Source organism: Chryseobacterium sp. CCNWLW53 (genome assembly GCF_037083525.1).
Classification (GTDB): Bacteria; Bacteroidota; Bacteroidia; order Flavobacteriales; family Weeksellaceae; genus Chryseobacterium; species Chryseobacterium lathyri.
On sequence record NZ_JBAOJR010000002.1, the window covers coordinates 852383 to 868760 of the forward strand.

Consider the following 16378-nt stretch of genomic DNA (forward strand, 5'->3'; position numbering starts at 1 on the left):
TTTAAAGTTCGGAATATTATGAAAAAGCTAATCATATTTCTGGTGCTTTTGTTCTCTGTTTTTACTTTCGCGCAAACAACGAAAACCTATTATACCTGTCCCATGCATCCTGAGGTAGTATCTTCCAAACCCGGAGATTGTCCGAAGTGCAAAATGACGCTGGTGAAGAAAACCGTTGTGGTAAAACCGAAAGCTACGCCACAGCCCGAAAAGAAAGCAGTACAAAAGCCTGCAGAAATTAAGACCCATAAGGATAAAACTAAAATTCAGCCTAAGGCTAAGGTAAAGGTTATTGCAAAGCCAAAGGTTCAGGAAGTCAGAAAAGATAGACCTGAAACAAAACTTAATCCTCAGCCTAAAGCTTCTAAGTCTCAATCAAAATCTCAGCATGCTGCTGTCTACACTTGTCCCATGCATCCTGAAGTTACTTCAGACAAACCGGGAAAGTGTCCAAAATGCGGAATGGAACTGGTAGAAAAAGAGAACCATCAGCATGCTGTTGTGGAAGAGACGAAAACAGATCAATCTGTATTCAAAAGAAACTCGGAAAACGGAAAAGTAACTTTTGGTGGAAAAACAGTGAGATATGATCTGTATGTAAAAGATACGGTTGTCAATTTTACAGGAAAAAACCGAAGAGCGATTGCGATCAACGGAAAACTGCAGGCTCCCACCTTATATTTTACGGAAGGGGATACAGCTGAGATCTATCTTCACAATATGCTCAAAGAAAATACAGGACTTCACTGGCATGGTGTGATCCTTCCCAATGAGCAGGATGGGGTTCCATACCTTACCACAAAACCTGTAACACCCGGGGAAACTCATTTATATAAATTCAGAATATCCCAAAACGGAACCTATTGGTACCATTCCCATGAGGCACTGCAGGAGCAGATCGGAATGAACGGAATTCTGGTATTTAATAAAAGAGAAGGAGATCCGAAACCATTGTATAATGCTGAAATACCAGTATTATTAGGAGACTGGAGCGATGAAGACCCGATGCAAATCGCAAGAAGACTTCATATGGCCAACACAGACTGGTATGCGATTAAGAAAAATGCAGTACAGAGTTATTGGGAAGCCATTAAATCCGGCAATTTTGGAACAAAAGCCCTGAATGAATGGAAAAGAATGGAGGCTATGGATGTGAGTGACGTTTATTACGATAAATTCCTGATCAACGGACTTCCAAGCTCTGATTATTCCAATCTGAAAGCCGGCGATAAAGTGAGATTAAGAATTGCCAATGGCGGATCATCCACCTATTTCTGGCTGAATTACGGTGGCGGAAAAATAAAAGTAATAGGAAATGACGGAAATGATGTAGTTCCGGTAGAAGTTGACCGTCTCATCGTCGGGGTTTCCGAAACTTATGATATTGAGGTAACCATTCCTGAGAATAAAAGTTTTGAATTCCGTTCCACATCGGAAGACAGGGTAGGACACGCTTCACTGTGGCTGGGTTCCGGTGAAAAAGTAGAAGCGCCTAATCTGCCGAGGCTGATGCTTTTTGAAGGAATGAAAATGATGAACGGAATGATGGAAATGAGTGGGAATATGAAACCAATGAATATGACGATGGGCAACCAGATGATGGACATGAATGAAGTGATGTATCCCGAACTTCCTGAAAGCCAAAGGAAAATGACAATGAAGCACATGAATGAAATGATGGGAGTCAAAACCAAAGAAGATGATCAAGGCAGGCAGGAAGATCATTCCCAACATTCGGGAATGGATATGAAGGAAGAAAAATCGATCAAAAGGCTGTCATACAATCTTTTAAAATCTCCCGAAAAGACTATTCTCCCTGATGAAAATGTAAGAGAGCTAAAGTTTACCCTGGAAGGAAACATGAATCAATACCTGTGGACACTGGATAACAAAACAGTAACGGAAACAGATAAAATTCTTGTAAAAAAAGGGGAAATTCTGAGAATTACCATGTACAACAATTCGATGATGCGTCACCCGATGCACCTTCACGGACACGATTTCAGACTGATCAATTCAAAAGGAGAATATTCCCCGCTGAAAAACGTAGTGGATATCATGCCAATGGAAACCAATACAATTGAGTTTGCTGCGAATCAGGATGGTGACTGGTTTTTCCACTGCCATATTTTATACCATATGATGGCCGGAATGGGAAGAATATTCAGCTATGAAAATTCAAAACCCAATCCACAGTTACCGGACAGAAAACTGGCCTGGAAAAACTTTCTGAAAGACAATAAAATGATCAGTTCCATGGCTATGCTGGATATAGCAAGCAATAAAATACATGCAGAAACGATGACTATGTTCGGACCGAGATGGGCCAACCTGAACGAGTTTCATTCCAACTGGGATTTTGATCATTTTGAAGGAAGTATAAAAGTCGGAAGATTCCTTGGGAAATTCCAATGGGCCCTTCCATATGCCGGTTTCAGGATTCAAAAAAATCATGAGATCATGGAAAGACAGATGGCCGAAGATATGGGCATGGAATTCCATGGTAAGAAAACCTGGTTTGGACAGCAGAAAGCTTCAAAAGACAAATATGCTTTCATGGTTGGGGTACAGTATCTTTTACCCATGCTGATTACAGCAGATGCAAGTGTAGACCAGAACGGAAAAGTATTGCTGGAACTAAGCAGGGAAGATATTCCGATTTCCAGAAGAATAAGAGGAAATTTTTCTCTGAACTCAGACGGAGAATTCTCAACCGGTTTGAGATATATTTTACAGAAATGGCTATCCGTTTCAGGAAATTATGATAATGAAATGGGTTGGGGAGCAGGACTTACTTTCACCTATTAATAAGAAGGTTGCCATTTTTTGGCAACCTTTTGTTTTTATCCAGAATTCTATAAGCAGTACTATTTTAGAAAATATTTATAAAACTTCAACACTTTTTTTATTTTACGCTTAGTCTTTTGCCTGTTTGTAGCTTTAATAATTTGTTCCAGACATTGTTCCTGCGATATTCCCGATAACAGTGAGTACTCCTTACATATGATTTGCAGGATTTCCGGATCATTGGTTAACCGCGAAAAATTTTTGAACCTGTCAGGAATTTCAAATCTGTCGTGAAAATTCATTCTGTTTAAGTCTACTAGAAAAAAGCGGTATTCATTGTCGATTTTCTTTATTAAAAAATTACCGGGAGAGTTGTCAATGAATTCAATTCCCTGGTCATGTAACTGATAGATTAATAAAGTATATCCTTTAACAATTTCCTGCCAGTCTTCAAAGGAACTTTTGTTGAGAAATACATCCTCCAATGTAAACCCGTCTTCCAGCTGCTCGCTTATATAGTAACTGTTTGTTAACCCAATGCAGTCGTGAAATTCCACATATGCAATAGGTTTCGGAGTATAGAAATTTTTAGAGATCAGCAAATGGGCATACTCGAAAGAGCGTTTTGCTTTGGATTTCCGGTAAAATTTGTAAACATGCCTGTTAATTATATTATGCTGTTTAAATGATTTAAAATTAAGTGTCATATTGTTGATAATGATCCACTTTACAATATTTCTGGTTCCGGGCCCTATTAAGTTCCCTTCATTTTGAAAATTCTTTATAATACGGAGCACATCAGCTGCGTAATGGGCGTAATCTGTTGCAACGATAAGGTTCATAGTAACATTTGGGCAGTATTAATATATTCAAATTTCATTAAGTTCATGCGGCTCTATATTGGTCTATAGTCATCATTGAAGTGCTTTTTTTATCAGATCTGATATTTCATTTTCATTGAGCTGGTTGGTATCTACGCTAAAGCTTTTATCATTGTAAGGCTTGTACATATTTTCATTGGTGACGGAAAATAAACCTAGCGTTGGCGTTCCTGATGCGCTTGCTAAATGCATCACTCCGTTATCAGCAGCGATAAAAATGCAGGTATTGGCAATAAATCCGCCCATTTCCCGGATGTCGGTACTGTAGAAAGTAGGTATTTTAAAATTTAATTTGGAAATATTTTCTACGGGCAGAAGCTCTACAAAGTTATAGTCAGGAAATTCAGATTGCAGATGATCATAAAAAGAGCCCCACCAGTTTTCAGAATAGCATTTATCGCCTGTAGCATTGGTAAACAGGCAGATTGTTTTGTTGTTGTTATTGAAGATTTGAAATAGCTTTTTTTTACCATCCTCTATTTCATCCTGATCTAATTTTATATTTAAATAGGGTATTTTGCTAGTGTTTTCTTTAAATCCCAATTGCGTCAGGAATTTCCTCAGATTATATATCACATTTTTCGCTGAGTGCTCATAATCAGGATGTTTCAGATGAAGTTCCTCATCCCATTCGCTATAGAATTTGTATTTGGCATTGGCCAGCCTGGTGGATAGCTTTCCTGATGACGAACCGTTTGTAGAATTAACCACCAGATCGTATTTTTTACAACGCAGAGTAAACCAGCCATTTACATATTTAAACAAATTCTTAAAGGGCTTTTTGGGAAGCTGGATAATCTGATCAACACTCCCATAGTTTTTGAAAACAGTGGGAGAGATGCCTCCTTTTACAAACAGATCAATCCTGGCATTCGGAAACGAATTGGTAACCTCCTGAACAATGGGTGTAAGCAATAAAAGGTTTCCTAGTCTGTGATTTGGACGGGAGATTAATATTCTTTTTATCGTTGTGTTTTGGGCATTTACGGTAGAAGAGCTTGATTTGCCTATATTTTTTGTAATGCTGTGCATGAATTTTCTTCTGACGGCATTAAGTTTTTTCGGTACTTTCATATAAGACCAGGATATTTTATTTTGTTTTTGTCAGGATTAGCGATTTTAAATAAAAAGTATCAAATAGATTTTAATATATCTTTATTATTGATTTTTTATTAAATCTATTTAATATATAGATCTATATTAACTGATGTTCATGTTAAAGTGATTTATTATATCTAATTTATAGACTAAACGTAAAAAATCCATATTTTAGTGATTGATAACGGCTATATTTGAATTTTGAATTGTCAATGAGTTTTATTTTAATAGTATTCAATTGTTTGTGATATTTATTTTCAGCTATATTATTTAATTTTACTATTTATAAGAATTTGATTAAAATTTTATCAAAATAATTGCATAAAATCCAGTGCTACTGAAACGGATGCTGTAAAAAAGCTTTACAGAGGTTTCATAGTTCTATCCTAAGTATATAAAATCAATTATGGAAGAAAATCAAAACTTTGGTACGGAAGGGCTCAACTCTATGGAGCTAATGAAACAACTCAAGATCAAAACGGAATCTTTGTACAAAGAATTTCAAAGTCTGAGCTCCGGAGTATCCATTATGGATGAAAAGCTAAAACGAACAGAATATTTCGTAGAACAAAATCTGAAAGAGCTTAAGGAAAAAGTTGGAAATGTAAAGGTTGGAATTTCTCCGGAGGATCTTCGGCAGCTTGAAACGTACAAAGATTATTTCAACCATTACAAGCCTCTTTTATATGTTTCCCTATTTGTTATTTTATCTGGATGGGGACTTGGAATTTTCAGTGCTCTTTCAGGAGTGAAATGGTATAAGGAGAGTGTCCGGACGAAACAGGAAATAAGAACTGATGTGCTGCAGGAAATAAAGACACAGGGAAATATGATCATAGATACTCAAACATTCCTTAACTATAGAGAGCAGAACGAGGCATTAAAGGCCTGGCAGAAGTCAAATCCTAAGGAAAGTGAATCATTCACGAACTATTTCAAACAATATCAGAAATTGAATAAAGAAAAAAAATAATATTTTTGAGAAAATTGCCAACAAAAAAGCTGCCCATTTTTCGGACAGCCTTTTTTATGAAACTATTGAACCTGTTACTTCTTTCGTATCTAGCAATTTGGTGGTTATAATCCATTACTTTATATTTTTCAGCTCACTCAGTAATTGATCCTGTTTCTTAATGAAGCTTTCCAGGTTGTCCGTTTTCATCGGGTGAGCATTTTGATATTTTTCAATTTCGAGAAGCGCTTTCCTGATTTTGAACGCAGTGTACAGATTGGTGATGTGATCATTGTTTGTATTCACTTTGTTGATCAACTCTTTTACTTTGCTTATTTTCTGGTTGTAATTGTCGGAGCTTATTTTGATTTCTTTTTCAAGCTGTTGTTTTAAAAGGGAATCTTCAATGGTACCGGCTTGATAATAGGCATCAGCATAAAAAGACTCGGATTTTTGGAGGGTCTCACCATAAACGGCCAGAACTTTACTGCTTTCTTCATTTATTTCTATAATCCTGTTATCCAGGGTTTTCAGGCTTTGATCGTTTTTGATCAGTTCATGATAAATCTGGTCAACCATATTTCCTTTACGATAGCTCTTTAATGAACCGGAAACAGATGATTCTGCATTGTCAACGGCATTTTCTACAGCTGGAGCATTTCTGGACTTATTTTCTTTACAAGAAAGCAGTGATAGGCCTAAAGCAGAGGCGAAAAGTATTTTTTTCATAGTTTTTAGATTTGGTTTTATCTCTTATTAGTTGAACATACTTTAAAGATTGTTACATTCTTTATACAACTGAATGTAAATCAAAGTTTTTGTGTTTAAAATTCAAAGTAATTTTAAAATTTCCCAGGCCCGTATCTCCTTTTATTTCCAGTATATCATTTCGTATTTCCTTAAAAGAAGTATTAAATCGTAGAGAAACGTAAGGAAAATTTTCAGGACTATGGATTAATTGTAAAATGGGTTTATTAAAAGGTATAATAAAGATCTCATGATCTAAAAAAACGATTTCTGCTTTATAGTAGGTAAGTTTTGCCCCTATTTTTGAATAGCTTTTAATATTTGTTTCAATATTTTTGATTGAAGTATAGTTTCTGCCTTTTATATCCTGAAAAAAAGTGCATGCCTATTTTATGATAAAAATAGAGTAGGACATTAATTAAGATAAAGAATAAAATAATTCCTCCGATCAAAAAGCAAACATCTGTATTCATAATACAAAAATAAAAAACGGAGCCTGAAAACAGACTCCGCTACTTGTTTTTTACGCTAAAAATTATTTACCTAAATAAGATTTAAGGATCTTACTTCTGGTATTATGTTTTAGTCTCTTAATTGCTTTTTCTTTAATCTGACGAACTCTCTCTCTTGTAAGATCGAAAGTTTCACCGATTTCCTCTAAAGTCATCGGGTGTTTCCCGTTCAGTCCGAAATACAATCTTACTAAATCAGCCTCTCGAGGCGTCAAAGTATTCAATGCTCTTTCGATTTCAATCTGAAGAGACTCAAGCATCAGATCTTTGTCTGGACTTGGAGATTCTCCTGAACGCAATACATCATAAAGATTAGAATCTTCACCTTCTACTAAAGGTGCATCCATGGACAGGTGTCTTCCGGAGTTTTTCATAGATTCTTTAATATCTTCCTCGCTCATGTCAAGAACTTCAGCCAATTCTTCCGGAGAAGGTGGTCTTTCATTTTCCTGTTCAAGGTGAGCGTATGCCTTATTAATTTTGTTGATGGAGCCGATTTTATTCAGCGGAAGCCTTACAATTCTTGACTGTTCAGCCAGAGCCTGTAAAATTGACTGACGAATCCACCAAACCGCATAAGAGATAAATTTGAAACCTCTAGTTTCATCGTACCTTTTTGCTGCTTTCATCAGTCCCAGGTTACCTTCATTAATCAAATCGGGTAAAGAAAGACCTTGGTTTTGGTATTGTTTAGATACAGAAACTACGAAACGAAGGTTGGCTTTGATTAATTTCTCAAGTGCTGCTCTGTCGCCTGCACGTATTTTTTGTGCCAGTTCTACTTCTTCGTCCGCAGTGATCAGTTCCACTTTACCAATTTCCTGCAAATACTTGTCTAATGAAGCAGTTTCCCTGTTGGTTACCTGCTTAGTGATTTTTAATTGTCTCATCTATTTTTATCCTCAAAAAAGAGTTACTATATATTATACGTATGAAGTGATAAAAAGGTTACACCAGTTTTAATTATTTTTTAAATATAGTAATGGAAGGTCAGGATTGAAGGTAAAGAACCAAGAACCAAGAGCCATGAATCAGGATGAGAGATGTCAGATACCAGACGGGGGTATGCAGGTATAAAGATTGAATGGTAGTTTTTTAATCTTAGCCTAAATCTCAGGCTTAATAAAAAAGCGAGACCGAAATCCCGCTTTTATATTGAAGAATAAATCATAAAAAATTAAAAATCCTTTTATGATTTGAATTATTAATCAGCAACCAGCAACTGGAAACTCAAACCATTAAAACAAATCATTCAACAGTTTGGCCAGTCTAAGACCTCCGTAAAGAAGCTGTCTTTCAAGCGTATCATTGAATTTATACTGATAGTCGTACGATAATTTTGAATCGTTTGGAGTTTGTGCGTAGATTTTGTTCGCTATTTTATGAGAATCATACAGCCAGTCTTCTACGGTTCCGGCCTGAATCTGCTTGACTTCTTCTTTAGATTTGATGTCTAAAAGATTGGCATATTCCGTATAGCTGTATTTCTGTGAATCTACCAGTTTTCCATCCCATACAGAATGAAGATTGGTTTTGTCTCCGAAATAGGTTACATTAATTTTGTTTCCTCCAAGGTCCTCGGCTCTTCCTACGTGAAGAGGCTGGGAAAGGTCTCCCATAATATGAATAAGGAAGATCAGGGCAATTTTTCTGTCCTTTTCTGAGGTTTTTTCATCTTTAATCTGGCTGGATAAAGTGTTTATCTGAGTATAAAGGCTTGGACCTGCCTGCATTTTCAGGTTTTGGCCAAAAGCTTTAAAATCTGACTGAGGATCAATATTTACGTAATGCCATGATGAAGCCTGTTTCCAGACTCCTGTAGTATCAGATTTAATGAAGTCCGGCCAGTTTGCCCAATAGGCAAGACGTTCTTTACCCATTATTTTTCTTATTTCTCTTCTTGCCTTACCCGACAGATGGTTTTCTGCGATCTCTGCAATGACGCGGTGCCCTGTAAGCCCCCATGCGTAAGAATAAAGTGAAGATGAAATGAATGCTAAAATCAGAATTTTAGAATAAATACTTTTCATTATAAATAACATTTTACAAGCTGCAAAGATACGTCCCGGTTTCCGAACCTGTATCAATTATCATCATTTTCTTGTTTCAAAAAATGTTAATAAAAATTAATCTAAATAAATAAATGGGGGACAAAATTCTAAATAATATTAAAAATACAGAAAAAACAGGTGTAAAAGTCTGCCTATCAGCTGATCAATTTAACTTTAAACCTGCGATCTCAAACATGAATGAGCCGTTATTACCGTATTTTTACGGAATTTGTCATGGAATATTCCTTTTAGTGCCAATAAATTAGTATTTTTAAAATAAAATTATTGCCAAATTATTTTTTCAAACTTATGAGATATATTATCTTTACAAGTCATAATCACAGGAAACACTATGCATGAGAATAATATTGTAGACATGTATTACAATAAGTTGCAGACCGACTTCAAAGCTGAAGCCGTAGCGGTAAATCTTTTGAAGTATCAGCGGGCAGTAAGCAATATATTTATAGAACGAATCGGGATCAATGACAGGGCTTACCTTAAGGATATCAAAAGTATTTCAAGCAGCTATTTGGGATTTGATGAGGAAGTGTTCACCATAGAAACCTATAGAGAGGGTATTTATGACTATCTTCCGGAAGGGCTGTTTCATCCGCCGTCTCTGGGAGCTTCTAGAAAGAATGTAGATTCTGTGGTGCGTGAAATTCGGAAGCAGAAAAAAGTGGAGGAGGATGCGAGGAAATTTTTCCGTCCTTTCGAGCTTGAAGTCTTTTTTACGGAAATTAGTTCTCTGCTTAAGGAATCTGAATTTGATATTTCAAGCAGTACCGATACCCTTTTGGACACAGTAAGCGAGCTCTGGCCTCTTATAAAATTGCTTGATAAGCAGAATGCCTATATTTTTATTTATATTTTACCTTTCTTTCACCAGATCAGAGGGGATAAAAAATGGTTTGAAAGATGTATTACCGCTTTCCTTCAGGTACCGGTGGAGGTTACTTTTGCCCCGAATATTATTGACAGGATAGAAAGAAATGACGATTCCATGCTGTTAGGAAACTCAAAACTGGGGGTTACCTATATTCCCAGCGGAAGACATATGGACGGACAGCGGAACTGGGTAGTGAACATAGGCCCGATTCCTTATACAGAAGTGAAAAAGTATATTTCCGGAAGCCCGTTCAGAAATATTCTGCAGGCTTTATATGATTATTTTCTTCCGGTAACGGTAGACGTGGAGGAAAATTTTATTACCGAAAAAGAGGAATATTCATTTAGTCTTGAGGACGATGAAAGAAATGCCAGCCGTCTCGGATACTCTACATTTCTCTAAAATAATTATTATATTTACAACTACCAACAAAGTATAAATTTGAAAAGAAACTAATGGAAATTTCATCAGTAAAAGGTATTTTTTTAAGGTATATTTTAATGCCTTTAATCGCAGTGATTTTGATGGTCATTCTTGGGATTATCAGAAGAAACAAACCTGCGATCAAAATTAAAGTAATTATTATATATGTCCTTCTGTGCGGTTTATGTCTTGCATTACCAGGCTTTTTTGGTTTTGCAAAAAACCTCTTTAATCCTTACTGGTACCTTATTGCACAGGTTATTTATCTTATTTTTGGTATTATTCATGTTAATTTACTGCACAGGTATTTCAGAAAGCATATTGACTCTGTAGGAATGAGCATTTTGTTTGAATCCATACTTTCATTAACGTGTATTGCTTTCGGAGGATATTTATTTACATTGATCTTTAACTGGATAAGTAAGGGCGCAGGCTATGCTGTAATGGCTGCCACAAGTATGCTGATCTTTGTTGTTCCAATGGTATTTTATTACTGCTACGTACAGTTTATAAGCATTCCTTTTGATATCTATAAAACCTGGAGATATTCTCCTGACCAAAAACTTCCGGACTTTGAAGGGGCAGATTTTGACCGATTAATGGTATTAAATGTTGAATTGAGCAAAAATCTTGAAGATGCAAACAGATTTAGGATCAAAGCCAAAACCCTTCCGACCGGAGTTACTTTCGGAGACTGGTTCTACAGGGTAGTGGACGACTATAATCATAAAAATCCCAATTCTATTATTCATCTTTCAGATACAGAAAAAGAGCCTTATTACTGGATTTTTTACACCAAAAAATCGTTTTTCAGCTTTAGAAAATATATTGATTTCGACCAGGATATCTCTACGAATAGCATTTCAGAAAATGAAGTGGTAATCTGCAAAAGAGTGATTCAGCATGAGGAAGAAGGAGTATTGAAAAAATCATAATCACAGAAAATTTAAAAAGTATTAACTATGATACAGCCTATTAAGCATTTTGCGATCAATTGGGTAGACGGGATGAAAGTTTCCCAGAGACACCTTAATGATCAGGATAATTTTTTAATTGACACGATAAGAGATTCCAGCTCACTGGGAATCAACACATATAATTATGGACTTTTGCCTATTTCTAATGAATTTACGGACAAAACAATATTTGATGTTCATAATACTGCTACCAATGACGTGCAACTTGTGATCAAAAGATGCAGCGCCGTTACTATGGCGGGTTATCGCATCGATTTGAGCGACAGGAGAGTAAGCGTGAAGTCACTGGCAAAATCTATGAGCGAGGAGCAGGCAGATGGTGATTATTATATCCTGATTTCTGTAAATCCTTTTGATAAGGTACCTTTTGGGGATATTGACCCGGAGGAAATTCCGCCCCGTCATCCAAACGCACAGCCGAATCATCACATCGAGCTTCTTCCAGTTACTTCACTGAACAGCAGCTATTCCGGAGGAAATTACCTTATTATCGGAAAAGTAGATTTAAGAGCCAATATCGCACAGGTAGATTCTAATTTTATTCCGCCGTGTACCTCTATCCAGAGCCATCCTGCGTTGATAGATTACTACAGCAGCTATGCAAAATCAATAGGAAACCTGCAGCAGTATGCCTTTAAGATTATTCAGAAAGCATCTCACAAAAACCAAAATACAGCATTGGCACAGAACGTTAAATTTTTGTGTACAACCATGGTGAATACCTTTGGGGATATGTATTTCCAGTTCAGAAACATTATTCCGTGGCAGCCGCCTGTATTTTTGATCGAAGCATTTGCAAAATTAGCCCTTCATCTTTACAATTCAACTCAGCTTCTTGTTCCTGCAGAGCTGGAAGAAATGCTTAACTATAGCCTGGAGTGGAGTGAAATTGCTCCGCATACCTTATTGAATCAGCTTTCTATTGTAGCAGAAACTAATTATGACCATCATAATTGCGGAGAGCCATTATTGTATATTCAGCAGATGCTACGCAGCCTGGAAATTATTTTCTCTAAATTAAGCGAGCTTGACTATATCGGTCAGAGAAAAGAAAACATCATCGTTAACGAACAGGAAGTTTCTTCCAATACCAACCCAAAAAGAGGCTGGAGTGTTTTAGATTAATAAAATGACTAAAAATATAAATCCCGGACTGAAATTTTCGGGATTTTTTATGCTTAAAATATCAAAAGATGTAGAATGTAATCGACAAGTTATCAGTTCACATAGGTAATAAAGATTTTCCAAATAAAATAGAACATGGATCTAAATACCATAAGAAAAGACACGGCTGGCTGTGCAGATAAAATATTTTTAAACAGTGCCGGAGGATCATTGATGACGGAAATTGTAGTTAAAACAATGACTGATTATATTTTTTTGGAACAGCAGCATGGCGCTTATGGTGCAGCAGAAAGGACTACGGGTAGGCTCGGCCTGTTCTATACAGAAGCAGCCAGGCTCATCAATACTCAACCCGATAATATTGCTTTCACGGTCAGTTCTACCGATGCTTACGCTAAAGCCCTGTCCAGCATTGAATTTCAGGATGGGGATTGTATTATTACAACCAATGACGATTATATCTCGAATCAGATGGCTTTCTTTTCACTGCAGAAAAAACGGGGAGTTAAGCTGATTAGGATGAAAAATCTTTCCGACCATGAGCTGGATCTGGAAGACCTTGAACATCTAATCAAAAAATACCATCCGAAACTCGTTGCGGTCACCCATATTCCGACCAATTCCGGATTGATCCAGAATGTGGAAGGAGTAGGTAAAATCTGTCGCCAGTATGATGTATTGTACCTTGTTGATGCCTGCCAGTCCATTGGCCAGCTGGTTGTGAATGTTGAAAAAATAGGGTGTGATTTCCTGACTACAACAGGCAGGAAATTCATGCGAGGGCCTAGAGGAACAGGATTTTTATATGTTTCGGACAGGGTTTTAGAAAGGAATATGGCTCCGGTATTTTTGGACATGGCAGGTGCAGAATGGACAGAATTCGATGATTATAAACTGCTTAAAACTGCAAAAAGATTTGAACACTGGGAAACTTCCATCAGTTCGCTTTTAGGATTTACAGAAGCTTTAAAATATGCAAACGGAATTGGTCTGCAGAATATCGAAAACTACAATAGAAAACTGGCGGAAAGTTTAAGGGCCGGGCTTCATAATAAGGGTTTCACAATATTGGATCAGGGCAACAACTTATGCAGTATTGTTACTTTCTGTGCCCCAGATGGTAATATTGAAAATATTTATAAAATACTGAAAGAGAACAATGTGTATTTTTCAGTAAGTAATAAAAGCAATGCACTCATTGATTTTACATTGAAAAACCTGGATAGGGCTATTCGTCTGTCGCCGCATTACTTTAATACTGTTGATGAAATTGAAAGTGTGATAAAAATGTTGGAATATTAGGACCTGGTGGCTGAGGATCCCGAAGCCACCATCATATCCTATTTCTTCACCAGTATTATTTCTGAGGCTTTTCTGCTGAGTATTTCTTTAGAATTTCCAATCTCTATGGTCATTGATTTATCAAAATCCTCAATTTTAACGATTTTGATCTTAGTGTTCAGAAGCAGTTTTCTTTCATTTAAATAGCTTAAAAAGCCATCATCTGAAAGTGTAACCGAAGCAAATATTACCGTTTCTCCAACTTTACAAGCACTCAGTTTTTGCAGATCCTGTGCAATAATATTTCCGTCTTTATCAGGAATAGGCTCTCCGTGGGGATCAAATTTAGGATGATCCAGGATTTCGTCCATTTTATCGAAAAAAATCTGTGAATGGACATGTTCCAGCTGTTCTGCGATCTCGTGAACATTTTCCCAGCCAAAGTTCATCTTTTTTACCAGGAACATTTCGGTAAGCCTGTGTTTGCGTACTACCAGTGCAGCTTCACGTTTTCCGTTTTCTGTCACTAGCAGGGGCTTGTATGTTTCATAGACAACCCATTTTTTGTCGGCAAACTTCTTCATCATGTTATTGACGCTCGGCATTTTTACGTTTAAAAATTTGCTGAGCTCATTGATTGTCACTTTCCCCTCATTGTCAACTAGATGAAACAAAGCCTTCAGATAATTTTCTTCTGTTAATGTTGTTCTCAAAATGTTAGATGATTTTCAATACAAATCTAACAAAATATTATGTAAAATCGGGCCTTGTTATTTTAACTTTTTTTAATTTTACCCTATGAAATTTTCTTTTAAAAACGATTATTCCGAGGGATGTCACCCGAATATTCTACAAGCACTTTTAAAATCTAACTTTGAGCAGCAGGCCGGATACGGTGAAGATGAATATTCTCTGCAGGCAAAAAAACTGATCAAAGAAAAAATTAATAAGCCGGATTCAGAAGTTTATCTGGTCTCCGGAGGGACACAGGCCAATCTGATTGTGATTTCTTCGGTTCTGAGGCCATATCAATGTGTAATATCTGCAGCACCGGGCCATATTCTGAATAATGAAACAGGAGCTATTGAAGCTACAGGTCACAAAGTTTTAAGCATTGAAACTGCAGACGGTAAACTTAAGCCTTCAGACATTGTTCCGGTACTGGAAAGCCACAGCAATATTCCGCATCAGGTCATGCCAAAATTGGTGTATATATCAAATTCTACGGAGCTGGGAACAATTTATATGGCTGATGAGCTGGAAGAGCTTTCTGATTTTTGCCGCCAGAACGGGCTGTATCTGTTTATGGATGGGGCCAGGCTGGGGCATGGTCTTACTTCTGAAATCAGTGATCTTACGCTGGAAAGAGTAGCGGAACTGACGGATATTTTTTACCTGGGCGGAACAAAGAACGGAGCATTGATAGGAGAGGCTATTGTCATTAATAATCAGGTTTTACAACCGGATTTTGCATTTAATATCAAGCAGAAAGGAGCATTACTTGCCAAAGGACGCCTTCTTGGAATTCAGTTTATGGAACTGATGAAAGATGATCTGTATTTTGATCTGGCAAAACATGCCAACCAGCAGGCAATGAAGATTAAAAATGCCCTGAAAGAAAGAGGAGTAGAGTTTCTTGCCGATACTTATACAAATCAAATATTTCCTGTTATGAATAATGATCTTATTAAAATCCTGTCAGAACATTTTGAATTTTTTGTCTGGAAAAAGATGGATGAAAATTCTTCTGCCATTCGCCTTATTACTTCCTGGAATACAGGGGATGAAGCGGTAGAACGTTTTATAGAGATCATCCGGAAAGAGCTTTAATAAAAAAGGTGGCTGAGAATTTCAAGGCCACCTTTTTCAATAATGTAGTATAATTAATTTTTATATTATTTTAAAGCTTTTACAACCACTTTGCAGTCTGCAGCTTCCAGTTTTTGCCCGTCCTTATAGCTGATCTTTTTTTCATCAGCGTACTTAGACTGTCCGTCTTCCTCTTTATGATCACCAATTCCCTCTGTTAAAGTATTGTCTTTCTGAATAAAGAAGATATCTCTTTTGCTTTTTGTTCCTTCAGACTGAAATTCATAAGTTAATCTCAGGGTGTCTCCTGATTTAAAGCCGGTTATATCTCCTTTAGAGCTGTCTTTTTCATTGTTTTTATAAGCTAATTTTCCGGTAATGGTTCCCAGGTTATCATCAATAGAGGCAAAAACACTGTCTTTTCCTGTAACACCAATATAGCAGAATGATTTTGGCCCAAGTGTGTCTACTACAGGCTCAATGACAGCTGCTGTATCAGTTTCAGTTTTTGGAGCCGGTGTTTCTGTTTTTTTATTACAATTCATAAAAAAAACCGATAATGACCCTAGTAAGATTAATTTTTTCATACCTAATGTTATTATAAATTCAAATTTCAATGTACTAAATTAGGAATAGTATTTAAATATTAACTACTATTTACAGTAAATAAAAATTTATTTCAAACATAAAAAAAGAAAATTATTCTTTTAATTGAGCATTATATAATGAATGATTATCATTGAATATCCTATTATTTCTTCTTGGCGCTTTGTCGCAGAGAACGTCTGCGATACTTTTGGAAATCAGGTTTTCCTCCGTTAAGTTATCTAACCAGAAAAATTC

General features: G+C 36.5%; 14 protein-coding genes. 7 read left to right on the forward strand and 7 right to left on the reverse strand.

The window, feature by feature from the left end; translation table 11 throughout:
- Nucleotides 1–18: 18 nt before the first annotated feature.
- A complete protein-coding gene (locus V6R96_RS08920; RefSeq protein WP_336378688.1) occupies nucleotides 19–2808 on the forward strand; it encodes a multicopper oxidase domain-containing protein in 2790 nt (929 codons plus the stop codon).
- Nucleotides 2809–2867: 59 nt separating this feature from the next.
- Here the strand turns inward: V6R96_RS08920 and V6R96_RS08925 are convergent, their stop codons facing one another.
- Both V6R96_RS08925 and V6R96_RS08930 read right to left on the reverse strand, forming a co-directional pair.
- The gene (locus V6R96_RS08925; protein ID WP_336378689.1) at nucleotides 2868–3629 is read right to left on the reverse strand and encodes a lipopolysaccharide kinase InaA family protein; all 762 of its coding nucleotides are present in this window, start codon (nucleotides 3627–3629) and stop codon (nucleotides 2868–2870) included.
- A gap of 72 nt (nucleotides 3630–3701) precedes the next feature.
- Nucleotides 3702–4742, reverse strand: a complete 1041-nt coding sequence (locus tag V6R96_RS08930; protein ID WP_336378690.1) for a glycosyltransferase family 9 protein — start codon at nucleotides 4740–4742, stop codon at nucleotides 3702–3704.
- Nucleotides 4743–5172: 430 nt separating this feature from the next.
- Between V6R96_RS08930 and V6R96_RS08935 the strand changes: the two genes are divergently transcribed.
- Entirely contained in the window at nucleotides 5173–5739 is a 567-nt protein-coding gene (locus tag V6R96_RS08935) for a hypothetical protein (RefSeq protein ID WP_111960984.1), read from the forward strand.
- A 114-nt stretch (nucleotides 5740–5853) separates the two neighbouring features.
- Here the strand turns inward: V6R96_RS08935 and V6R96_RS08940 are convergent, their stop codons facing one another.
- The 3 genes from V6R96_RS08940 to V6R96_RS08950 form a co-directional block, all read right to left on the reverse strand.
- Entirely contained in the window at nucleotides 5854–6447 is a 594-nt protein-coding gene (locus V6R96_RS08940; RefSeq protein WP_336378691.1) for a hypothetical protein, read from the reverse strand.
- A 553-nt stretch (nucleotides 6448–7000) separates the two neighbouring features.
- Nucleotides 7001–7867 (reverse strand): RNA polymerase sigma factor RpoD/SigA, encoded by an 867-nt coding sequence (locus tag V6R96_RS08945; protein WP_099767369.1) that lies wholly within the window; start codon nucleotides 7865–7867, stop codon nucleotides 7001–7003.
- 348 nt (nucleotides 7868–8215) lie between these two features.
- Nucleotides 8216–9007 carry a S1/P1 nuclease gene (locus V6R96_RS08950; RefSeq protein ID WP_111960987.1) on the reverse strand — a complete coding sequence of 264 codons (792 nt, stop codon included), beginning with the start codon at nucleotides 9005–9007 and terminating at the stop codon, nucleotides 8216–8218.
- A 397-nt stretch (nucleotides 9008–9404) separates the two neighbouring features.
- Between V6R96_RS08950 and V6R96_RS08955 the strand changes: the two genes are divergently transcribed.
- The 4 genes from V6R96_RS08955 to V6R96_RS08970 all read left to right on the forward strand — a co-directional run bounded on the left by V6R96_RS08955 (nucleotide 9405) and on the right by V6R96_RS08970 (nucleotide 13747).
- Nucleotides 9405–10322: a type VI secretion system baseplate subunit TssG gene (locus V6R96_RS08955; RefSeq protein ID WP_336378692.1), complete on the forward strand. Its 918-nt coding sequence runs from the start codon at nucleotides 9405–9407 to the stop codon at nucleotides 10320–10322.
- Nucleotides 10323–10375: 53 nt separating this feature from the next.
- Nucleotides 10376–11278: a TssN family type VI secretion system protein gene (locus tag V6R96_RS08960; RefSeq protein WP_111960989.1), complete on the forward strand. Its 903-nt coding sequence runs from the start codon at nucleotides 10376–10378 to the stop codon at nucleotides 11276–11278.
- A gap of 27 nt (nucleotides 11279–11305) precedes the next feature.
- Entirely contained in the window at nucleotides 11306–12445 is a 1140-nt protein-coding gene (locus tag V6R96_RS08965; protein WP_336378693.1) for a hypothetical protein, read from the forward strand.
- A 135-nt stretch (nucleotides 12446–12580) separates the two neighbouring features.
- Nucleotides 12581–13747, forward strand: a complete 1167-nt coding sequence (locus tag V6R96_RS08970; RefSeq protein WP_336378694.1) for an aminotransferase class V-fold PLP-dependent enzyme — start codon at nucleotides 12581–12583, stop codon at nucleotides 13745–13747.
- 38 nt (nucleotides 13748–13785) lie between these two features.
- Here V6R96_RS08970 and V6R96_RS08975 read toward each other — a convergent pair whose 3' ends face one another.
- Nucleotides 13786–14439, reverse strand: a complete 654-nt coding sequence (locus V6R96_RS08975) for a metal-dependent transcriptional regulator (protein ID WP_336378695.1) — start codon at nucleotides 14437–14439, stop codon at nucleotides 13786–13788.
- Nucleotides 14440–14524: 85 nt separating this feature from the next.
- On the opposite strand from V6R96_RS08975, the gene V6R96_RS08980 reads away from it, so the two are divergent.
- Nucleotides 14525–15556 (forward strand): aminotransferase class I/II-fold pyridoxal phosphate-dependent enzyme, encoded by a 1032-nt coding sequence (locus tag V6R96_RS08980; RefSeq protein ID WP_336378696.1) that lies wholly within the window; start codon nucleotides 14525–14527, stop codon nucleotides 15554–15556.
- A 65-nt stretch (nucleotides 15557–15621) separates the two neighbouring features.
- Here the strand turns inward: V6R96_RS08980 and V6R96_RS08985 are convergent, their stop codons facing one another.
- Nucleotides 15622–16080, reverse strand: coding sequence for a hypothetical protein (locus tag V6R96_RS08985; RefSeq protein ID WP_336389749.1), 459 nt, complete (start codon nucleotides 16078–16080; stop codon nucleotides 15622–15624).
- Between the last annotated feature and the right edge of the window lie 298 nt (nucleotides 16081–16378).